The following is a 20,683-nucleotide window of genomic DNA, read 5'->3' on the forward strand; positions in this document are numbered from 1 at the left end:
CGTGCCGACATGAGCAGCGGCACGCCCCTGACGGTGCTGGTCACCGGCGGGTCCGGTTTCCTCGGCAGCTCGGTGGTGCCCGGGCTCGCTTCCGAGGGACACCACGTGATCAGTGCCGACCTGCGGGACCCGGCGCCCCCGGCCGCGTCTCGCGAGCCGGCCGCCAGCGGCACGGGCACGGCGACCGGCAGTGTCCGGCACGTGCGGATGGACGTGCGGGACCGGCATACCGTGTCCCGGGTCGTGGCCGAGCACCGACCGGACGTGGTGGTGCACCTCGCGTCCGTCGTCACCCCGGGCAAGGACTCCGACCGGGCGCTCGAGCGGGCCGTCGACGTGGACGGCACCCGGCACGTCCTGGACGCCTGCCGCGAGCACGGGGTGCGCCGCATCGTGGTGTCCTCCAGCGGCGCCGCGTACGGCTACCACGCCGACAACCCGGTCCCGCTGACCGAAGACCACTCGCTGCGGGGCAACCCCGAGTTCGCGTACGCCGACCACAAGCGGCAGGTGGAGGAGATGCTGGCCGTGGAGCGCGAGCGCACCCCGGCGCTGGAGCAGGTGGTGCTGCGGATCGGCACCATCCTGGGGGAGCGGGTCGACAACCAGATCACCCGGCTGTGGCAGGGCCGGTTCATCCTGCGCATCGCCGGCCACGACTCGCCGTTCGTGCTGGTCTGGGACGAGGACGTGGTGCGGGTGGTGCGGGCCGCGGTGAGCAGCCCGGTGACCGGGGTCTTCAACGTGGCCGGCGAGGGCAGTGTCACCGTCCCCGAGATCGCCCGGGCCCTCGGGCGGCGGACCCTGGCGGTGCCCGAGCCGGTGCTGCGCGCGGTGCTGCGGGTCGGGAAGAGGCTCCGCCTCACCCCGTACGGTCCCGAGCAGACGGTGTTCCTGGCGCACCGGCCGGTGCTGGACGCCTCCCGGCTGGCCACGCTCGGGGTCACCGTGACGCCGACCCGGGAGGTGCTGGACCGGTATGCCGCGTCCCGCCCGGGCGGGACGCGCCAGGACGACCCGGGCGAGGTGTCGATCCCGGCCGGTCCCGTTCGTCACAGGGGTGAGCGGACCGCATTCGGCGGGTCGCCGAGACGAAGGAGAACGAGATGAAGTACCTGGTCCTGCTGATGGCCGACGGCGAGGTGCCCGCGTGGTCGGAGCACACCGACGAGCAGAAGGAGTCCGTGTTCGGGCAGTTCGAGGCGTTCGGTGCGGCCTGCGCGGAACGGGACGGGGTCGCCATCCTGGCCGGTGAGGCCCTGGGATCGGCCGACACGGCCACCACGACCCGCACGAGGGGAGGGGAGCGCACGGTCACCGACGGTCCCTTCGCCGAGGCGGTCGAGCAGCTCGGCGGGTTCTACCTGCTGGAGGCGCCCGACCTGGACGTGGTGCTGGAGCTGACCACCCTGCTGCCCGCCTACGACCTGCAGATCTCCCCGGTGATCGACCCCTCCTGAGCCGTGCCGGGACGGATCGACGGCAGACCCGCCGACGGCGGACCTACTGACGCCGACCACCCCGCCGACGCCGCTCATCCCGCTGACGCCGCGGTGGCACGGGTGGTGCGCGAGGAGTGGGGACGCCTGGTCGCCCTGCTCCTCGCGCGCTTCCGCCGCCTGGACCTCGTCGAGGACGCGCTCGGCGACGCCGTCGAGGCCGCGGCCCGGACCTGGCCTCACGACGGGGTCCCCGACAACCCCGCCGGGTGGCTGCACCGGGCGGCCCAGCGACGGGTGCTGGACCGGCTGCGGTCCGAGACGATGGCCGGGCGCAGGCACCAGCTGCTGGCCACCGACCTGGACCGGTCCCACCGGCCCACGATGGCGGACCCCGGCGACCTGGTCGAGGATGATCTGCTCCGCCTCGTCCTCCTGTGCACCCACCCCGCCCTGGCGCCGGAGGCCGCCGCGGCGCTGACCCTGCGGCTGGTACTCGGCGTCAGCACCCACGACGTGGCCCGGCTCTTCCTGGTGCCGGAGACCACCATGGCGGCCAGGATCACCCGGGCCAAGAAGAAGGTCGTCACCGCCGGCATCCCGTTCACCGTCCCCGACGCGAGCACCCTGGCCGAGCGGCTCTCCGGGGTGGCGGTCACCGCCTACCTCGCGTTCACCGCCGGGTATGCCCCGGGCAGCGGCCCGGACCCGGTCCGGGTCGAGCTGGCGGGCGAAGCGCTGCGGCTGACCCGGACCGTGCGCGGCCTGCGACCGCAGGACCCGACGTTGACCGCGCTGCTCGCCCTGATGCTGCTGCAGCACTCGCGCCGGGACGCACGCACCGACGCCGCCGGGGAACTGGTGCTGCTGCCCGACCAGGACCGGGCCCGCTGGCATCACGACGAGATCGACGAGGCGACGGCACTGCTCGGCTCGGCCCCGCTGCAGGAGCCGGTGCCACGGCAGGCGGCGGCCTACCTGCTGCAGGCGTTCATCGCCCGGGAGCACGCGCTCGCCGCCGACCCGGGCTCCACCCGGTGGGACCGGGTGGTGACGTACTACGACCGGCTGCTCGAGGTCGACCCCTCGCCGGCCGCGTCCCTGGCCCGGGCCGTCGCGGTGGCCGAGGCGCACGGACCCCGGGCGGGGCTGGCGGCGCTGCAGGGGATCGAGCTGCCGGGCAGCCACCGGCCGGCGGCGGTCCGTGCCCAGCTGCTGGCCCGGGCCGGCGAGCACGACTCCGCACGGGCCGCCTTCGACGAGGCGATCGCCCTCTGCCGCAACGACGCCGAGCGCGACCACCTGCTGGCCCGGCGTGCGGCGCTCGACCGGGGCTAGTCTCGCGGTGGAGGTGCCTCGATGCTGCGCGTGATCCTGCTCGCCCTGCTCGTCGTCGGTGTGCTGCTGGCGCTACGGGCAGCAGCACGCCCTCCACGCGGTGCCGATGACGGTGGTGCTGCCGCACCGTCGCTGCCGCGCCCGCAGCCATCGGCCGACGTGCCCCAGGACATCCCGCCGTCGGCCTCCTTCGCCAGCAGGCGGCACACCGAGGCGGTGGCCGCGGCCAGGGAGGAGCTGCAGCACGCCGAGGCGGCGCACGCCCGGGCGCTGCGGGCGGCGGAGCACCGGTTCGACGGGGCCGGGCTCGACCTGCCGGTGATGACCCTCGCCGGCTGGCGGCTGGGACGGCTCACCCTCGTCGTCGGGGACCGCCGGCACTGGCTCACCGACGGCACCCGGGCCAGGGTGGAGGTGGTCGGTGAGATCCGCTGGCGCAGCGTGCTCGACGAGGAGAACCGCCCCCGGATGGTGCCGGAGGACGAGCGGCAGGTCCGGCTCGTCGTCGCGGACGGCGGGTGGGAGCACGTGCTCGGTCTGCCCGGGGACCAGCTGGGTCAGGCCCAGCAGTTCGCGGCGGCGACCGGCTCCACGGTGAGCACCCTGGCCGAGGCGGGCTCCGACCGGCAGCGGCGGATCGCGGTGGCGCTGGCCGAGCTGGAGGCCGCCCGGGCCGACACCGAGGAGCTGGACAGGGCACGGATGACGCTGGAGGACCTCGAGGGCGCCGGGCCGCTGCGCCGGGACCTGCCGCCCGCGCCCGAGGGTGGCCACGACGACGGTTACGACGACGGCGGGCACGACGACGGGCATGACGGCTGGCCCCGGGGAGGAGACCGGCCGTGACGTGCGGGGCCCACAGGGGACGCGGTGCAGGTCAGGCACCCGTGTGGCACGCTGACGCGATGAGCCTCCTCGACCAGCACCCGGACCTGCAGGCGTCCTTGCACGACCTCTACCGCCACCTGCACCAGCACCCTGAGCTCTCCATGCAGGAGCACGCCACCGCCGCCCTCATCGAGGAGCGGATGGGCGATCTGGGGTATGACGTGTTCCGCTGCGGGGGCAGCGGCGTGGTGGCCGTGCTGCGCAACGGGGACGGCCCGGTGGTCGGCTTCCGCGCGGACACGGACGCGCTGCCGCTGCTGGAGTCGACCGGGCTGGACTACGCCTCCACCGCTCGCGGGGTGCTGCCCGACGGCACCGAGGTGCCGGTGATGCACGCGTGCGGCCACGACACCCACATCACCGCCGCGATCGGTGCCGCGACGCTGCTCGCCCGGGACACCGACGCCTGGTCCGGCACCGTGGTCTTCCTCTTCCAGCCGGGGGAGGAGACGGCCGCGGGCGCCGCCGCGATGCTCGAGGACGGGCTGTGGGACAGGGCCCCGCACCCCGAGGTGATCTACGGCCAGCACGTGTGGCCCGGTCGCACCGGCACCATCGACATCTCCAGCGGCACCGCGATGTCCTTCTCCGACGCCTGGAAGGTCACCGTGCACGGTCGCGGTGGGCACGGCTCACAGCCGGAGAACACCATCGACCCGGTGCTGCTGGGCGCGCACATGGTGGTCCGGCTGCAGAGCCTGATCAGCCGGGAGGTGCCGCCGCAGCAGGCCGCGGTGATCACGGTCGCGACCTTCCACGCCGGTCTCAAGGAGAACATCATCCCGCCGACCGCGGAGTTCACCGTCAACATGCGCAACCTCGACCCCGACGTGCGCGAGGACCTGCTCGTCGCGCTGCGCCGGGTGATCCTGGCGGAGGCGATGGCCAGCGGTGCCCCGGAGCCGGAGATCGAGGAGCTCTACACCTTCCCGCTGCTGGTCAACGACCCGGCGGAGACCGAGCAGGTCACCGGCGTGCTGCGCGGGCTGCTCGGCGAGGACCAGGTGGTGACCAAGCCGGCGGTGATGGGCAGCGAGGACTTCGGTGCGCTGCCGGACGCCCTCGGCGTCCCCGGCGTCTACTGGTTCTTCGGGGGTATGCCCGCCGAGGTTGTCGACGCGGACACCCCCACGCCGACCAACCACTCGCCGTTCTTCGCGCCGGTCCTGGAGCCGACGCTCAGCACCGGGACGACCGCGGCCTACGAGGTGCTGCTGGCCCGGCTGCGCCGCTGAGCGGTTCCTCGCCCGGAGCCCGTGGCCGAGGGGCCTTCCTGCTCAGACCTGCCCGTCGGCGCTGACCGGTGCCTCGTCGATCGCCTCGGCGGTCTCGGTGGGTTCCGGTGCCCTGGTGCTGCGGGGGTCGAGGTGTACCCCGGCGATCATGCAGCGGACGGACCCGCCGGCGAGCTCGATGGTCGGGATGTCGACCGAGATGATCTCGCAGGAGCGCTCGATGGTGGTGATCTGCGGACCGGTGAGGCTGCGCCGGGCGCGGCCGGACATCGCCATCACGTAGCGCTTGCGGCCCTCGGGGGTGCGGCCGCACAGCTCGACGGCGTTGCCCGCGAACTCCCGCACCTGCGTCTCGCTGAGCGCCACCACCTCCCGGCCGGTGACCTCCAGCCGCTCGCGCACCTCCCGTCGGCGCTGCTCGTCAGGGATCATGTCGAGCGCGATCAGCGCGACCTCGGTGCCGATGCAGGCGATGACGTTGGTGTGGTAGACCGGCACCCCGCCGGCGTCGACCGCGTGGAAGGCCATCGGCTCGTAGTTGAAGTCGCTGCAGAAGCGCTCCAGCACCAGCGTGTCCGCGCGGTGGCTGACCGCGGTGTAGGCGACCCGGGAGACGTGGTCGAGGACCATCGCCCCGGTCCCCTCGAGGAAGATCCCGTCCGGCTCCAGCCCGGAGTAGTCGACGATGGTCTGCAGCCGGTAGGTGGACTTGAGCATCTCCAGGATGTCGCCGCGCCGCTCGTGCCGGCGGTTGGAGGCATACATCGGGTAGACGGCGACGTAGCCGCCGGGGTGGGTGGACAGCCAGTTGTTGGGGAAGACGCTGTCCGGTCGGGTGTGGTCCTCGTCGGCGAAGACGTGCACCGTCACCCCGGCCGCCCGCAGCGCCGCCGCGACCGCGTCCATCTCCGCCAGCGCGGCGGCGGCGGTGGCCTCCGCGGTCTGTCCCTGCGGTGCGTCGTGCTGGAAGGCGTTGTCGGCGGCGGTCGCCGGGTTGGGCACGAACTTCTCGGCGCGGATCAGGATGACGGCGGACGGGGCTTGGGCACTCACGCAGCGAATGTAGGGCATCCGGAGGGCACGGCCCAAGACGTGCCGGTCGCGACCGGGTCACCCCTGCGGGTGAGCCCGGAGAGCCTCAGGTCGAGGGGTAGAGGCCCTTGGCGTACTCCGCGGGCTCGTACTCCGCCGCGATCTGCTCGGGCGGGTCCTCGCGGCGCCACTTGGTCTGCGCCAGCGCGGCGTAGTCGCGGACCGCGGTGGTGTCCCAGCGGGCCGGCTTCCAGGCCCCGGAGCGCAGGAAGGCCTTGGGGCAGTGGTTGAAGACCTCGTCGATCTCCACCACCATCGCGAGCAGCGGGCGGTGCCCCCGGTGCTCCATCCGGTCGAAGAAGGGCCCGTCGGTGACGAGCCTGGCCCGTCCGTTGACGCGCAGGGTGTGCCCGAGCCCGGGGATGAGGAAGATCAGCGCCACGTGCGGGTCGTGCAGCAGGTTGCGGAACCCGTCGAGGCGGTTGTTGCCGGAGCGCTCCGGGAGGGCGATGGTCCGCTCGTCCAGGACGACCGCGAAGCCGGGCGGGTCGCCCTTGGGCGAGACGTCACCGCCGTCCGGACCACGGGTCGCCACGAAGCACAGCGTGGAGGCGGCCAGGAACTCGCGGTCGGCGTCCTCCAGGCCGGGCTGCACCTTGTCCCGCACGGCGGGCAGCGGTTCACCGATCAGCGCCCTCAGCTCGCTCTCGTCGGCGATGGTGGGCAGCGCGGCGAGGTCCATGCGTCTCACCCTAGGAGGTGCTGCACGTCGTCCCAGGTCCGGCCCCGACCCCGCCCCGCAGCACCCACCGCACGTGCAGGTCCGCGTCCAGCCCGACCAGGTCCGCGGGGGCGCCCGGCCGCAGGACCCCGGCGGTCAGCCCCAGGGTCCTGGCCGGGGAGGCGGTGGCGGCGGTGAGGGCGGCGAGCGTGTCGACCCCGGTGGCGGTGGTGCCGCGCACCGCGCGGTCCAGGGTGAGGGTGCTGCCGGCGATCCGACCGGAGTCGGTGGTCCGGGCCACCCCGTCGACGACGTCGACGGCCATCGCGCCGAGCTGGTAGCGCCCGTCCGGGGCGCAGGCGGCGGCCATCGCATCGCTCACCAGCAGCAACCGGGAGCGGGCGCTGCGGGCGATCAGGGCGACCACCTCGTCGTGCACGTGCACCCCGTCCACGATGAGCTCGACCGCCAGCCGTTCGTCGGCCAGCGCCGTCACCACCGGGCCGGGGCGTCGGTGGTGGATCGGGCGCATCGCGTTGCACAGGTGGGTCACCACCCGGGCGCCGGCGTCGACCGCCGTCCGCAGCTGGTCCCCGTCCACGTCGGTGTGCCCGACCGCGACGACCACCCCGGCCTCGGCCAGCAGCCGCACCGCGTCCAGCCCGCCGGGCCGTTCGGGCGCGAGCGTCACCATCCGGACGGTGCCGTCACCGGCGGCGAGCAGGTCCTGCAGCTCACCGGCGTCCGGGTCGCGGAGCACCCCGGGGTCGTGCGCGCCGTGGTGCAGCGGGCTGAGCCAGGGGCCCTCCAGGTGGATGCCGCCGAGCACCCCCTCGCGGACCAGCGGCGCGAGCGTGCGCACCTGTTCGCGCAGCGTCTCGTGGGTGTCGCTGACCAGGGAGGCGAGCACCGTGGTGGTGCCCGCCCGGTGGTGCGCGTCGGCCGCGGCCCGCGCCTCCTGCGGGTCGGTGGTGGCAAAGGTATGCCCACCCCCGCCGTGGCAGTGGATGTCCACCAGGCCCGGGGTCATCACGGCGACCCGCCGGTCCGGGGTGCGGGGCGGCTTGCCACGACCGGTGGCGAGCACCAGCCCGTCCGCGACCTCCACCCAGCCGGGGGAGAGCGACCCGTCCGCGAGCAGTGCCCGATCCGCGGCGACCAGCAGCCCGCTCACGTGACCGGTCGTGCGGTGAGGGCGTCGGCCGCCGCCAGCGCGCTGGCCAGGCCTCCGCCGAAGGTGCGGACCAGGCAGGCCGGGTGCAGGTCCGCGGGCAGGTCCCGCACACCGGTGTGCACCAGCACCGCGCACCGGCGGACCAGGGCCTGCAGATCCGGGTCGTGCAGGTCGCTCTGGTCGTCGCTGACGAGCAGCAGCGGGTCCATCGACCCGGTCTGCCCGCCCACCTCGCCCAGCTCGGCCACCGTGCCACCGGTCCGGGCGGCGAGGGTGTCCACCACCACCTGGGCGCGGGCGCCGCTGGCGATGTTCATGGTGCGGCTGAGCGCGACCACCACGGGTGCGTCGAGGGTGGGCACCGGTCCGGTCACGGTGACCGCGAGCGCCGCGGCGTCACGGCCGACCCGGCTCGCGTCGGCCTCCTCGGCACGGGCACCGACGCCGGAGCCGGCACGGGCACCGACACCACTCCTCGGATCAGCCCGGTTCGCGGCCTGCCGTGTCCCCAGCGCACGCACCCGTTCCGCCGCCTGGTGCAGCCGCTGCCGGGGCAGCTGCTCGTCGCGGACCGCAGCCAGCACGGCCTCGACGAGCCCGCGGGTGTCCTCCTCGGCGTCGTAGTCACCGGGGAAGGCGGGGTTGCCCACGCACAGCAGGTCCACCCCGGCGGCCAGCGCCAGCACCGCGCTGCGCTCACGCCCGTAGGTGCGGGCCACCGCCGCCATGTCCAGCGCGTCGGTGCAGATCACCCCGTCGAAGCCGAGGTCGTCCCGCAGCAGGTTCAGCACCGAGGAGTTGAGGGTGGCGGGCAGCTCGCCGTGCTCGGGCACCACCAGGTGCCCGGTCATGACGACGTCGACCCCGGCCCGGACCGCCTCGGCGAAGGGCACCAGCTCACGGGTGGCGAGCAGGTCGGCGTCCACGTCCAGCACCGGCAGGTCCAGGTGTGAGTCGACCCGGGTCGAGCCGTGCCCCGGGAAATGCTTGGCGCAGGAGAGCACACCGCCCTCACGCAGCCCCTCGACGGTGGCCCGCACGTGCCGCGACACCAGGGCCGGGTCGGCGCCGAACGAGCGGGCCCCGATCACCGGGTTGTCCGGCTCGCTGTTGACGTCCGCCACCGGCGCCGCTGCCAGGTCCACCCCCGCGGCGTGCAGCTGCACGCCCAGGCCCTGGGCCACCGCCCGGGTGGTGCCGACGTCGTCGACCACCCCGAGCGCCCACGCGCCGGGCCAGGGGGAGCCGTCCCGGTGGTGCACCCGGGTGACGGTCCCGCCCTCCTCGTCGGCGCAGACCAGCGCCTCGGGCCGGGCCGCGTGCACCGCGGCGGTGAGGGCGCATACCTGCGCCTCGTCCTGGACGTTGTGGCCGAACAGCCACAGCCCGCCCAGGCCCTGCTCCAGCAGCTCACCCGCCCAGCCCGGCACCTGCGTCCCGACGAAGCCGGGGGCGAGCACCGCCAGGGCGTCAGCCCGCAGGTCGGCGTCATCCTCCGTCACACCCGTCACGTCCGTCACATCCGCACTGTTCATCTCACTCATCCCTTCGTCGCCCCTGCCATCAGACCCTGCGAGAGCCGCGACTGGACCGCCACGAAGAAGATCAGCACCGGGACCGTGATGATCGAGCTCGCCGCCATCACCGCGCCCCAGTCGGTGCCGGAGCGGGTGAAGAACGTCCGCAGCCCGACGGCGGCGGTGTACATGTCGTCGTCGGCCATGAACGTGAGCGCGAAGATGAACTCGTTCCAGGCCAGGATGAAGCTGAACACGCTGACCGCGACCAGGCCTGGTGCGACCAGCGGGAAGAGCACCTTCCAGAACATCTGCCACCACGAGCACCCGTCCAGGTAGGCCGCCTCCTCCAGCTCGACGGGGACCGCCGCCACGAAGCCGCGCAACGTCCAGATCGCGAACGACAGGCTGAAGGCGATGTAGATCACCGACAGGCCCAGCAGGCTGTTGAGCAGCCCGAGGTTCCTGGCCTGCAGGAACAGCGGGATGACCAGGGCCTCCATCGGCACCATCTGCACGATGAGGATCATCATCAGGATCTTGGTGCGCCCGGAGAACTTGAAGCGGGCCACCGCGACCGCGGCGAACAGCGCCAGCAGTCCGCTCGCGACCACCGTCACCCCCGCCACGATGAGGCTGTTCACCAGGTAGTCGGGGAACCGGGTCTCGGTCAGCACCCGGGTGAAGTGCTCCAGCGTCAGCCCGCCGGGGATGATCCCCCGACCGCCCGCGTTCGCGTCCTCGTCCACCGCGGTGGAGAGCATCACGAACACCGGGAACAGGCTGAAGACGACGACGGCCAGCGAGGCGACCACCAACCCGGACCTGCTCATCAGGCGGCTCACAGCTCCTCCTCCTTGAACAGGGTGCGCAGGTACAGGGCGGTGATGCCCAGCAGCAGCAGGGTCAGCAGCACCGCGATCGCGGCACCGAGCCCGAACTGGTTCTGCGACATGGCGGTGATGTAGGACCAGGTCCCGAGGTTGAGCACGTCACGGTTGGAGCCGTCCCCGCCGGGCATCAGGTAGATCTGGGTGAACACCTTGAAGTCCCAGATCGTGGACAGGATGGTGACGATCGCGAAGACCGGCTTGAGCAGCGGCACGGTCACGTGCCGGAACCGCTGCCAGGCGTTGGCGCCGTCGATCATCGCCGCCTCGGGGAGCTCGGTGGGGATCGTCATCAGCCCGGCCAGCACGGTGACGGCCACGAACGGGAAGCCGTGGTGCACCACGTTGAGGGTGGCGATGGCGTAGAACCAGCCGCGCTCGGTGAACAGGTTCTGGGTGGCCAGGTCCACCAGCCCCGCCTGCGCGAGGAGCCCGGTGAGGAAGCCGGCGCGGGCGTCGAAGAGGTAGACCCAGACGTAGGTGCCGGTCACGGCCGGCACCGCCCAGGCGGCCATCACCGACATCAGCACCACGGTCCGCCAGCCCGCGGGCAGCCGGTGCAGCAGCAGCGCGACCAGGGTGCCCACCACGACGGTGAGCACGACGCAGGCGAGCGCGAAGACGACGGTGTTGGGCAGCGCCACGAGCCACAGGCGCGAGTCGGTCAGGACGGAGGTGTAGTTGCTGAGGCCGACGAACTCGGCCTCCCCGCGGACGAGCTCGCGCAGCCCGAAGTCCTGGAAGGACAGGGTGACGACGCGGACCATCGGCCACAGCAGGAGGATCCCGATGACGGCCAGGGTCGGCGCGAGAAGCCACCACGGCCTCCGCGCCGACCCCAGTGCTGGTGAGCTCACGAGTCGAAGATGCCGTTCATCTCCTCCGCCGCGGTCTGGGCTGCGCCCTCCGCGTCGGCCCCGCCGCCGAGGATGGACTCCATCATCGCGGGGATGGTCTGGGCGCCCTCGACCTGGCCCCACATCGGGGTCACCGGCAGGGTGGCGCTGCCGTCACGCATCTGCGTGGCGAACGGACCGACCAGCGGGTCGTCGGCCTCCTCGAGCTGGGTGAGCAGGTCCTCGGTGGCCGGGAAGTAGCCGGTCTGCTCACCCCACTGGGCGGCGAAGTCACCGGTGGTCATCATCTCCACGAAGGTCCACGCCAGGTCCTGGTTCTCGGCGGTCTCGAAGACCGACAGGTGCGAGCCGCCCGCGAAGGAGGGCGCCATCCCGCCGTCCTGACCGGGGATCGGCACCACGCCGAGCTTGCCCTCGAGGTCGGCGTTGGCCTCGACGATCGACATCGGGGTCCAGGAGCCGCTGATGATCATCCCGGCCTCGCCGCGGGCGAAGGCGTCGCGGGTGTCGGCCTCGTTCCAGGTGCTCGCGGCCGGGGTGGACAGCTCGTGCTCCTCCACCAGGGACTCCAGGTAGGCCAGGCCCTCGACCGACTCGGGGGAGTCCAGGCCGGAGGTCCAGGTGTCGCCCTCCTGCACCGCGATCTCGCCGCCGGCACCCCAGATGAACGGGCTGGTGGTGTGCGTGGAGTTGGGGATCGGGAAGGGGATCAGGTCCGGGTCGGCCTCCTTGAGGGCGTCACCGGCGTCCGCCAGCTCGTCCCAGGTGGTGGGCGGCTCGATGCCGTTCTCCTCGAAGAGGTCGGCGCGGTAGATCAGCGACCGGACACCGGCATACCAGGGGGCGCCGTAGACGGCGCCGTCGTAGGTGCCGGACTCCATCACGCTGTCCACGTAGGCGTCGCTCAGGCCGGCCTCCTCCATCTGGCCGCTGAGGTCCATCAGTGCGCCGGCGTCACCGAACTCGGGGGTCCAGGTGGTGCCGACCTCCGCGACGTCCGGGCCGGTGCCGCCGGCGATCGAGTTGACGAACTGGTCGTGCGCCGAGGCCCACGGGATGAACTGGATGTCCAGCGTGGCGCCGGTCTCCTCCTCGAAGGCCGCGCTGACGTCCTCGAAGAAGGGGGTGGCGTCCGGGTTGGTGCCCTCCATGATCCAGACGCTCAGGGTCTCTCCAGAGGCGTCGACGTCACCACCGCCGGAGGAGGAGTCGTCAGAACCGCCGCCGCAGGCGGCCAGGGTGAACGTGGTGAGGGTGGCCAGCGCCAGCAGACGGGTGGTGCGGGATGCGTGTGGCATGGGTGGTGGTGTCCTTTCAGAGGGGTGCCCGGCGGTCGCCGGTGCTGGTCGGGAAGATGTCGACGAGGATGCGGTAGCGGTCGCCGCGGTAGACGGAGCGGACGAACTCGGCCACTCTTCCGTCGGCGACCCGGGAGGTGCGTTCGAAGAGGAAGGCAAGGTCGCCCTCGGCGGCCTCGAGCTGCTCGGCCTCCTCGGCGGTGACCTGGTGCGGCTCGATGGTCTGGGTGGCCGCGGTGATGGACAGCGCGTAGCGCGACTCGAGCAGGTCGTAGAAGGAGGCGTCCTGCAGGTCCGCGCCGGACAGGCCGGGGACCAGCTCGGCCGGGACGTGCAGGTCCTCCAGCGCCATCGGCTCCCCGTCGGCGGTGCGGACCCGGCGCACGTGCAGCACCGAGGCCATCGGCTCGATGCCGAGCACCGAGGCCATCACCATGCCGGCCGGCTGCGCACGGGCCTGCACGGTGCGGGCCCCGGGGACCAGGCCCCGGGAGCGCATGTCGGTGGAGAAGGAGGTCGCCGAGAGGCGCTGGTCCACCCGGGCCGGCGCCACGAAGGTGCCGGCCCCCGGGCGGCGGATCAGCCGGTGGTCCGCCACCAGCGCCTCCACCGCCCGGCGCAGGGTCATCCTGGCCACCCCGAGGTGGGCGGCCAGGTCCCGCTCGGCGGGCAGCGGCTCGCCAGGGCTCATCGGCGAGATGAGGTCCGCGAGCTGCTCCCGCACCTGCTCCTGCTTGCCGGCCCGGATGGCCGGCGGCTCAGGGCGGGCCGTGGTCGGGGCGACCTCCTCGATGGTCATCGACCACGCACCGGCCGGGAGGGCTGGGACTGGGTGTTGTCGTCGGCCAGGGTGGTCACCACGTAGCTGACGTCCTTGCCGCTGGGCTCGGGGTCGGTCCAGCTGGTGGCGCCGGTGCCGAGCACGGCGACGAGGTTGTCCGCGGAGACGGCGTCGCAGGGGTCGACCGGTCGGCCCTTGCCCTTGCCCTTGCCGGGACCGGTGCGCTCGCCCTCCACCCGGTAGACGGCATACCCGGCGTCCTCGCCCTTCTGGTGCCAGCGGACCTGGGTGCCCTCGGCGGTCGGGCGGGTGCTGATCCCGTGCGGTGCGCGGACCGGGTCGCCGGCCCCGGCCTGCAGCGCGGGCGGCAGCGCGGGGGTGTCGTAGTGGGCCTCCTGCAGCAGGTCCCAGTGGCCGAGGCGGTTGGCCACCACGTCCTTGGCGGAGAACCAGACGTCGCCGGTGACCTGCGGGTACTCCTCGTTGAGATCGAGGTGGCGGACCATCTCCTGCGGGTCGGCCCACTCCGGGGACTGGGTGGAGGTGCCGACCTTGTAGGTGGCCTGGCCGATCCACAGGGCGACGTCGGTGCCCTCCACGGTCTCGCTCCACCACGGCACCAGTACCTCGTAGGCGGCCGGCTCGAAGCCGATGGACCAGTACACCTGGGGGAGGACGTAGTCCATCCACTCCTCCTGCACCCAGAGCCGGGTGTCGGCGTAGAGGTCGTCGTAGGTCTGCGCACCGGCGGTGGTGTCCGAGCCCTCGGGGTCGGTGCCGGCGTTGCGCCACACCGCGAACGGGCTGACGCCGAAGCTGACCTCCGGCTTGGCCTCGGCGATCTGCTCCGAGAACTCCTCGACGAGCAGGTTGATGTTGTCCCGGCGCCAGTCGCCGCGGTCCTCGAAGTCCCCGCCGTAGCGGGCGAAGCTCTCGTCGTCGGGGAACTCCTCGCCGGCCACCGGGTAGGGGTAGAAGTAGTCGTCGAAGTGGACGCCGTCGATGTCGTAGCGCTCGACCGCCTCCATCATCACCGCGATGGTGTGCTCGCGGACCGCGGGGACGCCCGGGTCGTAGTAGAGCTTGCCGCCGTAGGGCAGGACCCAGTCCGGGTTCAGCCGGGCCGGGTGCTCGGGGGAGAGGGTGGCGGGGTCGGTGCTGGTCTGGGACACGCGGTAGGGGTTGAACCACGCGTGGAAGTCCAGGCCGCGGGAGTGCGCCTCCTCGACGGCGAACTGCATCGGGTCCCAGCCGCCGAAGTCGGCGCCCTGCTCCCCGGTGATCCAGTGGCTGCTCGGCTCCAGCTCGGAGGGCCAGAAGGTGTCGGCGGTGGGACGGACCTGCACGAAGACGCTGTTCAGGCCGTCGTCGACGGCGGAGTCGTACCAGTCGCGCAGCTCGGCCTGCGCCTCCTCCGGGCTGAGGCCGGGGCGGGAGGGCCAGTCGATGTTCGCGACGCTGGCGATCCAGGTGCCGCGCATCTCGTGCAGCGGCGCGCCGGTGCTGATCTCGCAGCCCTGGTGCGGTCCGCCGCCGGGTCCGGCGGTGACGGCCGGGGTCGCCGACGCGGCGGGCAGCAGCGTCGAGGTGGCGAGGGCCAGGGCGAGCGGCGCACCGAGCGCGTAGGCGCGGCGGCGGGTGCGGGACCGGGTGCGGTGGGGCTGGGACACGTTCTCTCACGTCCTTGTCAGAGCTTGTAGACCAACGGTGCTAGACCAACGGTCCAGAGATTGGCATACTGCCCGGGTGATGTCAACGATGACCGGGCCGAACGACGCGACGACGACCCTTGCGGTGGACCTGGGCAAGACCGGGTGCCGACTGCTGCTGACGAGTGCCCAGGGGCAGCGGCACGGGGAGGGGCCGGGTGCGGTCGGTCTCGCCGCCGCCGACGGTGTGGAGCAGGTATGCCGCGCGCTGCGCGCCGCCGCCGACGACGCCGGGCTCACTCCCGGGATGCGCGTCGACGTGCTCTCGATCGGGCTGGTCGGCTACCACGCCGCCAGCGCCCGCCGCGAGGAGCTCGCGGCACGGTTGCGGCAGGACTGGGCGGACCTGGTGGTGCTCGCCGGGGACGTCACCACCACGCACGCCGGGGCCTTCGGCGGGGGACCGGGTGTGGTGGTCGCCGCCGGCACCGGAGCGGTGGCACTGGCCGCCGACGCGCACGGACGGACCGCGGTGCACGACGGCTGGGGCTTCCTGCTCGGCGACGACGGCAGCGGGTATGCCGTGGGCCGCGCCGGTCTGCGCGCCGCCCTGGCGCACCGGGAGGGACGCGGCGGCTCGGCCGCGCTGGCACAGGCCGCGCAGGGGCGCTTCGGCGACCTGGCAGGGCTGCCCGCGGTGGTGCACTCGGCCGACCACCCGTCCAGGCTGATCGCCTCCTTCGCCCCCGACGTCGCCGACCTGGCCCGCGGCGGGGACGTCGAGGCGATGGGCATCTGGCAGCAGGCCGGGGTCACCCTGGCCGCCACCGGGCGGGCCTGCCGGGACGCGCTCGACCCGTCGCTGCCGGTGTGCCTGGCCGGAGGGCTCGCCGCGGTGGGGGACCTGCTGACCGTGCCCTTCGCGGACGCGCTCGGGGAAGGGACGGTGGTGACGCCGGCCGGGGACTCGTTGGCCGGGGCGCTGATGCTGGGACGGGCCGCGTGGGACGGGGAGCTGCCGCCCGCGCTGGCGGGGGAGGACACCGTGACCGTGGTCCGCGGCGCTCCCCGCGCGTCCGTCGCCGCGTCGCACAGTGCCGTCGACGGCTCGCATGCCGCACCGGAGGCTGCCGCGGACGTGACGTCCGGGATCGGCCGGCTCGGGACCGAGGGGGTGCGTGAGGACCTGCTCGACCTGGACCAACGGCCTACCGAGGCGGTGCTGCGCGAGCTGTGGGAGGCCGAGTCCACCGTCGCCCCGGCGCTGCTGCGGGTGGCGCCCGACGTCGCGGCGGCCGTCGACGCCATCGCCGCACGGCTACGGGCCGGTGGGCGGTTGTTCTACCTGGGTGCGGGCACCCCCGGGCGGCTCGCCTTCGTCGACGCCTCCGAGCTGCCCCCCACCTACGGCACCCCGGCCGACCTGGTGAAGGCCCTGCCGGCCGGTGGGGTCGAGGCGATGGTGCTGGCCAGGGAGGGCGCCGAGGACGACGCGGACTCCGGTGCCGCGGTGATCGAGCGCGAGCAGGTCGGCCCGGACGACGCGGTGGTGGGGATCAGCGCCTCCGGCCGCACCCCCTACGTCATCGCCGGCCTGCGGGAGGCGGGTGCGCGGGGTGCGCTGACCGTCGCCGTGTCCAACAACCCGGGTGCCGAGGCCTCGGCAGGCGTCGACCACGCCATCGAGGTGCCCACCGGCCCGGAGGTGATCAGTGGCTCCACGAGGCTCAAGGCCGGCACCGCGCAGAAGCTGCTGCTGGGGGCACTGTCCACCGCGGTGATGGTGCGCCTCGGCAAGACCCACGGGCCGTTCATGGTCGACATGCAGGCCTCCAACGTGAAGCTGCGGGACCGGGCCGTGCGGATGGTGGCCCGGGTCACCGGCTGCGGGACCGACCACGCGGAGCAGGCGCTCGAGGACGCCGGCTGGAGCACCAAGGTGGCGATCGTCATGGTCCTCACCGACACCTCACCCGAGCAGGCCCGGGCCGCCCTGGAGCAGGGTGACGGCTCGGTGCGCGGCGCGCTGACCACCGCCACGTCCACGGAGGTGTCCCGATGATCGTGGTCGGGGTCGGCTCCGGCACCAGCGTCGACGGCATCGACCTGGCAGCCCTGGAGATGGACCTGCACGGCGAGGAGCTGACGGTGCGGGTGCTCGGCAGCGGCGAGGTGCCCTTCGCCGATGACCTGCGCGACGACGTGCTCGCCGTCATCGCGGGCGGCACCCTGGACGCCGCCCGGGTCTGCCGGGTGGACACCCGCCTCGGGCGGGCCTTCGCCGACGCGGTGGCCGGGGTGGGGGCCGAGCTCGCGGGTGGGCGCCCCGACCTGGTCTCCTCGCACGGGCAGACCCTCTTCCACGACGTCGTGGATGGGCGGGTGGCGGGCACCCTGCAGCTGGGCCAGCCGGCGTGGATCGCCGAACGGACCGGCGCCCCGGTGGTCTCCGACCTGCGGGTCGCCGATGTCGCCGCCGGGGGCCAGGGTGCCCCGCTGGCCGGGACCTGGGACCGGCTGTGGCTGGCCGGGGTGCAGGACGAGCGTCCGGTCGCCGCCCTCAACCTGGGCGGGATCGCCAACGTCAGCGTGCTCGGCCCGGCCTCGGGGCAGGGGGGTGGTGGGCAGGAGTGGCGCTCGCTGAGCGCCTTCGACACCGGCCCGGCGAACGCGCTGATCGACGCCGTGGTGGCGCGGGTCAGCGGCGGGGCTGAGCGCTACGACACGGACGGCGCGCGGGCGGCGCGCGGCATACCGGACCGGGAGCTGCTGGAGGTCCTGCTGGACGACCCGTACTACCGGCGGCCGCCGCCGCGGACCACCGGCAAGGAGCACTTCCATCTCGGCTACGTCGACGCGGCGCTCGCCCGGGTCGACCACCCGGTCGCCGACGACGACCTGGTCGCCACGCTCACCGAGCTGACCGTGCGTACCGTCGCCGACGCCCTGGCCGACGCGGCGCCGACCGAGCTGGTGGCCAGCGGGGGTGGTGCCCGCAACGGCACCCTCCTGCGCGGGCTGGCGGGGGCGATGCCGGGCACCACCGTCAGCACCAGCGAGCAGCACGGGATCCCGGTGGACGCCAAGGAGGCGTGCCTGTTCGCGCTGCTCGGCTTCCTCACCTGGCACGGGCTGCCCGGGACCTCGCCCTCGGCGACCGGGGCGGTGGCAGGCAGGCCCGCGGGCCGGATCACCCCCGGTCACACGCCGCTGCGGATGCCCGACCCGGCCACCTCGGCGCCGACGACGATGCGGGTGGTCGGCTGATGGAGGTCGTCATCTGCCCCGGGCCGGACGAGATGGCCCGGCTCGCCGCCGACGCCATCGCCGCCGCCGTGCCCGGTCGTGAGTTCGTGCTCGGCGTCGCCACCGGCTCCAGCCCCCGCGGGGTGTATGCCGAGCTGGTCGCCCGGGTACGTGCCGGTGAGCTGGACCTGAGCGGGACCCGGACGTTCTCCCTGGACGAGTACGTGGGGCTGCCCGCCGACCACCCCGCCAGCTACCGCAGCGAGATCCGCCGGGTGCTGACCGACCCGGCCGGCATCCCGGCCGAGCAGGTGCACTGCCCGGACGGCGGCGCGAGCGACCTTCCCGCTGCCGCGGCCGCCTACGAGGAGGCGATCGAGGCGGCCGGGGGAGTGGACCTGCAGCTGCTCGGGCTGGGCTCGGACGGACACATCGCGTTCAACGAGCCCGGGTCCTCCCTTACCAGCCGGACCCGGGTCAAGACGCTGACCACGGTGACCCGCACCGACAACGCCCGCTTCTTCGACGACGACCCTGACGCGGTGCCGCGGCACTGCCTCACCCAGGGCCTGGGCACGATCGGCCGGGCCCGGCACGTGGTGCTGCTGGCCGCGGGGGAGCGCAAGGCGGAGGCCGTGCAGCAGCTGGTCGAGGGGCCGGTCTCGGCGCGGTGGCCGGCGACCGTGCTGCAGCTGCACCCGCACGTCAGCGTGCTGCTGGACGAGGCCGCGGCGAGCCGGCTCGAGCTGGCCGACTACTACCGGGAGGCGTGGGCGCACAAGCCGGAGTGGCAGGGCCTCTGAGGTCGGCCACGCGGCCGGTGCGATGCCCGGTGCGTCAGACGCCCGAGCCCAGCACCAGCAGGGCGCCGGCGAAGAGCACCCCGGTGGTGAGCAGGATGACGGTGGTGTAGCCGAGGATGTCGCGGATCTTCAGGCCCGCGATGGCCAGCAGGGGCAGCGCCCAGAACGGCTGGATCATGTTGGTCCACTGGTCGCCGTAGGCGATCGCCATCACCGCCACCTCCGGGTCGACGCCCAAGCTCTGGGCAGCTTCCAGCAGGACGGGCCCCTGGACGGCGATCTGGCCGCCACCGGAGGGCACGAAGAAGTTGACGATGCCCGCGGAGAGGAACGCCAGCACCCCGAACGTCGCGGGCGTGGAGATCGAGACCAGCGCTTCGGAGAAGATCGCGATGAGGCCGGTGCCGGCCATGATGCCCATGATCCCGGCATACAGCGGGAACTGCAGCAGGATCTCCCCGACGTTGGAGGCGGCCCGCTGGGTGAGCTCGATGATCTCGAACGGGTTGCGCACCAGCAGCAGGCAGAGGGTCAGGAAGGTCCAGTTGACGATGTCCAGGGTGACGGTGCCGCCGCCGTTGAAGTGGATGACCAGGTAGGCGAGCAGCAGCAGGCCGGGGACCAGGGTCATCACCCGAGAGGCGTCGAGCCGGTCCGCGGGGGTGGTGACGTCGTAGCGGATCTCGTCGTCGGTCATCTTGTGCTCGGGCATCTCGACGATCCCGGCGCCGCTGCGCGGGGCCATCAGCGCGATCGTGCCGGCGACGACGACGACCGCGAGCACGGTGGTGACCATGTTCCAGGTGGAGAAGGTGGTCTCGGTGATCGGCAGGGTCTGGCCGAGCTGCTCGCCGACGAAGCTGTCCGGGGTGGCCGCGACCAGCGGCGCCGAGCCCGAGTAGCCCATGTGCCAGACGACCATCCCGGTGTAGCCGGCGGCCACCAGCAGGGGGAAGTGCCGCGGCTCACCGCGGCGGCGGCCCTCTGCCGCGACCTCCTTGGCGAGCAGCGCCCCGACGACCAGGCCGAGGCCCCAGGTGAAGAGGCCTGCGACACAGGTGATGAGCGCGACGAAGACGTAGGGCATCACCCGGCCACCGGGGATGGCCGCGAGCCGGCGCAACCCGGCCCGGATCGGTCCTGTGTTGGCGAGGATGTAGCCGAGCAGCAGGATCAGCGCCATCTGCGTCATGAACGCCAGCAGGCCGGCCAGCCCGTCACCCCAGGCCTGCACCACGTCGACCGGCCCGGAGTCAGTCAACGCCAGGGCGGCCGCCATCACCACCACGGTGAGCACGATCGCGAAGACCAGGGCCGAGGGGATGAAGCGCTCGACGACGGAGTTCAACGGGCCCATGGCTCGCTGGACGCCGGTGCGGGTCTGGGGCTGACTCATGGGCTCGACCTCGAATCGTGGGGGTGGCGGGGCTCCAGCAGACGCTAGCCGTCAAGATGACGGACGTCCGGTATGCCGTCGGGGTGTCGGGCGGGGCCGGGTGAGCCCTTGGAGGTGGTATTGCCTGAGCGTCTGCGGGCAGCACGGTTCACCAGCACCTCAAGGTCGAGACCCGTGAGGCCCCGGGGGCTCGATGGGTGCTCTTCGGAGGGTGGCGCGAGCATGCGCGTCCGTCGAGGTTGTGACAGACCGGATCTGCCGAATACAGGACGGTTGTCGCAGAGGCTCTCGATGGTCGCCCACGCCGATGAGCGTGTGTTACTCCGCTGTCGCTTCCGGAACCTGGTTCAGCGCACCAAAGGGAATGTGCACGCTCGGCGCCGCCTCGGCAGTTGATTCAAGGTGCAGTAGTTGATCGT

General features: G+C 73.2%; 18 protein-coding genes. 8 read left to right on the forward strand and 10 right to left on the reverse strand.

Annotated elements, in window-relative coordinates:
- Positions 1-9: 9 nt before the first annotated feature.
- The 5 genes from ACI3EY_RS06190 to ACI3EY_RS06210 are packed head-to-tail and all read left to right on the forward strand — an operon-like array spanning position 10 to position 4,900.
- Positions 10-1,110 carry an NAD-dependent epimerase/dehydratase family protein gene (locus ACI3EY_RS06190; RefSeq protein WP_405039790.1) on the forward strand — a complete coding sequence of 367 codons (1,101 nt, stop codon included), beginning with the start codon at positions 10-12 and terminating at the stop codon, positions 1,108-1,110.
- Positions 1,107-1,460 (forward strand): YciI family protein, encoded by a 354-nt coding sequence (locus tag ACI3EY_RS06195; RefSeq protein WP_405039791.1) that lies wholly within the window; start codon positions 1,107-1,109, stop codon positions 1,458-1,460. The genes ACI3EY_RS06190 and ACI3EY_RS06195 overlap by 4 nt, the downstream gene beginning before the upstream one ends.
- A gap of 3 nt (positions 1,461-1,463) precedes the next feature.
- A complete protein-coding gene (locus tag ACI3EY_RS06200; RefSeq protein WP_405039792.1) occupies positions 1,464-2,777 on the forward strand; it encodes an RNA polymerase sigma factor in 1,314 nt (437 codons plus the stop codon).
- 21 nt (positions 2,778-2,798) lie between these two features.
- A complete protein-coding gene (locus ACI3EY_RS06205; protein WP_405039793.1) occupies positions 2,799-3,623 on the forward strand; it encodes a hypothetical protein in 825 nt (274 codons plus the stop codon).
- A gap of 59 nt (positions 3,624-3,682) precedes the next feature.
- Positions 3,683-4,900, forward strand: coding sequence for an amidohydrolase (locus ACI3EY_RS06210; RefSeq protein WP_405039794.1), 1,218 nt, complete (start codon positions 3,683-3,685; stop codon positions 4,898-4,900).
- A 42-nt stretch (positions 4,901-4,942) separates the two neighbouring features.
- On the opposite strand, the gene ctlX is transcribed toward ACI3EY_RS06210, so the two are convergent.
- From ctlX to ACI3EY_RS06255, 9 genes are all read right to left on the reverse strand, one after another.
- The gene (gene ctlX, locus ACI3EY_RS06215; RefSeq protein WP_405039795.1) at positions 4,943-5,953 is read right to left on the reverse strand and encodes a citrulline utilization hydrolase CtlX; all 1,011 of its coding nucleotides are present in this window, start codon (positions 5,951-5,953) and stop codon (positions 4,943-4,945) included.
- Positions 5,954-6,038: 85 nt separating this feature from the next.
- Positions 6,039-6,674, reverse strand: coding sequence for an MSMEG_1061 family FMN-dependent PPOX-type flavoprotein (locus ACI3EY_RS06220; protein ID WP_405039796.1), 636 nt, complete (start codon positions 6,672-6,674; stop codon positions 6,039-6,041).
- 10 nt (positions 6,675-6,684) lie between these two features.
- Entirely contained in the window at positions 6,685-7,827 is a 1,143-nt protein-coding gene (locus ACI3EY_RS06225) for an N-acetylglucosamine-6-phosphate deacetylase (protein WP_405039797.1), read from the reverse strand.
- Positions 7,824-9,329 carry a glycoside hydrolase family 3 protein gene (locus tag ACI3EY_RS06230; RefSeq protein ID WP_405039798.1) on the reverse strand — a complete coding sequence of 502 codons (1,506 nt, stop codon included), beginning with the start codon at positions 9,327-9,329 and terminating at the stop codon, positions 7,824-7,826. The genes ACI3EY_RS06225 and ACI3EY_RS06230 overlap by 4 nt, the downstream gene beginning before the upstream one ends.
- A 38-nt stretch (positions 9,330-9,367) precedes the next feature.
- Positions 9,368-10,177, reverse strand: coding sequence for a carbohydrate ABC transporter permease (locus tag ACI3EY_RS06235; protein WP_405038180.1), 810 nt, complete (start codon positions 10,175-10,177; stop codon positions 9,368-9,370).
- A gap of 8 nt (positions 10,178-10,185) precedes the next feature.
- Positions 10,186-11,091, reverse strand: a complete 906-nt coding sequence (locus ACI3EY_RS06240) for a carbohydrate ABC transporter permease (RefSeq protein ID WP_405039799.1) — start codon at positions 11,089-11,091, stop codon at positions 10,186-10,188.
- Positions 11,088-12,389, reverse strand: a complete 1,302-nt coding sequence (locus tag ACI3EY_RS06245; RefSeq protein ID WP_405038033.1) for a sugar ABC transporter substrate-binding protein — start codon at positions 12,387-12,389, stop codon at positions 11,088-11,090. Before ACI3EY_RS06245 ends, ACI3EY_RS06240 begins: the two co-directional genes overlap by 4 nt.
- Positions 12,390-12,405: 16 nt before the next feature.
- Complete coding sequence (locus tag ACI3EY_RS06250) at positions 12,406-13,188, reverse strand: GntR family transcriptional regulator (protein ID WP_405039800.1); 783 nt, start codon at positions 13,186-13,188, stop codon at positions 12,406-12,408.
- Positions 13,185-14,840 (reverse strand): glycoside hydrolase family 10-like protein, encoded by a 1,656-nt coding sequence (locus ACI3EY_RS06255; RefSeq protein ID WP_405039801.1) that lies wholly within the window; start codon positions 14,838-14,840, stop codon positions 13,185-13,187. The genes ACI3EY_RS06250 and ACI3EY_RS06255 overlap by 4 nt, the downstream gene beginning before the upstream one ends.
- An 88-nt stretch (positions 14,841-14,928) precedes the next feature.
- Between ACI3EY_RS06255 and murQ the strand changes: the two genes are divergently transcribed.
- Genes murQ through nagB form a run of 3 tightly spaced genes read left to right on the forward strand, consistent with a single transcriptional unit; the run spans position 14,929 to position 18,868 of the window.
- Entirely contained in the window at positions 14,929-16,881 is a 1,953-nt protein-coding gene (gene murQ / locus ACI3EY_RS06260) for an N-acetylmuramic acid 6-phosphate etherase (RefSeq protein ID WP_405039802.1), read from the forward strand.
- Positions 16,878-18,086, forward strand: a complete 1,209-nt coding sequence (locus ACI3EY_RS06265; protein WP_405039803.1) for an anhydro-N-acetylmuramic acid kinase — start codon at positions 16,878-16,880, stop codon at positions 18,084-18,086. The genes murQ and ACI3EY_RS06265 overlap by 4 nt, the downstream gene beginning before the upstream one ends.
- Positions 18,086-18,868 carry a glucosamine-6-phosphate deaminase gene (nagB, locus tag ACI3EY_RS06270; protein ID WP_405039804.1) on the forward strand — a complete coding sequence of 261 codons (783 nt, stop codon included), beginning with the start codon at positions 18,086-18,088 and terminating at the stop codon, positions 18,866-18,868. The genes ACI3EY_RS06265 and nagB overlap by 1 nt, the downstream gene beginning before the upstream one ends.
- 34 nt (positions 18,869-18,902) lie before the next feature.
- Here the strand turns inward: nagB and ACI3EY_RS06275 are convergent, their stop codons facing one another.
- On the reverse strand, positions 18,903-20,264 hold the full coding sequence (locus tag ACI3EY_RS06275; RefSeq protein ID WP_405039805.1) for a short-chain fatty acid transporter: 1,362 nt from the start codon (positions 20,262-20,264) through the stop codon (positions 18,903-18,905).
- Positions 20,265-20,683: the final 419 nt, after the last annotated feature.

The organism is Serinicoccus shuyuelongi (assembly GCF_045032955.1).
Taxonomy (GTDB): domain Bacteria; phylum Actinomycetota; class Actinomycetes; order Actinomycetales; family Dermatophilaceae; genus Ornithinicoccus.

Excerpts from the sequence above, each read along its gene's own strand:
- ACI3EY_RS06190 (WP_405039790.1), top strand. The coding sequence starts at position 10 with ATGAGCAGCGGCACGCCCCTGACGGTGCTGGTCACCGGCGGGTCCGGT.
- ACI3EY_RS06195 (WP_405039791.1), top strand. The coding sequence starts at position 1,107 with ATGAAGTACCTGGTCCTGCTGATGGCCGACGGCGAGGTGCCCGCGTGG.
- ACI3EY_RS06205 (WP_405039793.1), top strand. The coding sequence starts at position 2,799 with ATGCTGCGCGTGATCCTGCTCGCCCTGCTCGTCGTCGGTGTGCTGCTG.
- ACI3EY_RS06210 (WP_405039794.1), top strand. The coding sequence starts at position 3,683 with ATGAGCCTCCTCGACCAGCACCCGGACCTGCAGGCGTCCTTGCACGAC.
- ACI3EY_RS06220 (WP_405039796.1), bottom strand. The coding sequence starts at position 6,674 with ATGGACCTCGCCGCGCTGCCCACCATCGCCGACGAGAGCGAGCTGAGG.
- ACI3EY_RS06235 (WP_405038180.1), bottom strand. The coding sequence starts at position 10,177 with ATGAGCAGGTCCGGGTTGGTGGTCGCCTCGCTGGCCGTCGTCGTCTTC.
- ACI3EY_RS06245 (WP_405038033.1), bottom strand. The coding sequence starts at position 12,389 with ATGCCACACGCATCCCGCACCACCCGTCTGCTGGCGCTGGCCACCCTC.
- ACI3EY_RS06250 (WP_405039800.1), bottom strand. The coding sequence starts at position 13,188 with ATGACCATCGAGGAGGTCGCCCCGACCACGGCCCGCCCTGAGCCGCCG.
- murQ (WP_405039802.1), top strand. The coding sequence starts at position 14,929 with ATGACCGGGCCGAACGACGCGACGACGACCCTTGCGGTGGACCTGGGC.
- ACI3EY_RS06265 (WP_405039803.1), top strand. The coding sequence starts at position 16,878 with ATGATCGTGGTCGGGGTCGGCTCCGGCACCAGCGTCGACGGCATCGAC.
- nagB (WP_405039804.1), top strand. The coding sequence starts at position 18,086 with ATGGAGGTCGTCATCTGCCCCGGGCCGGACGAGATGGCCCGGCTCGCC.
- ACI3EY_RS06275 (WP_405039805.1), bottom strand. The coding sequence starts at position 20,264 with ATGAGTCAGCCCCAGACCCGCACCGGCGTCCAGCGAGCCATGGGCCCG.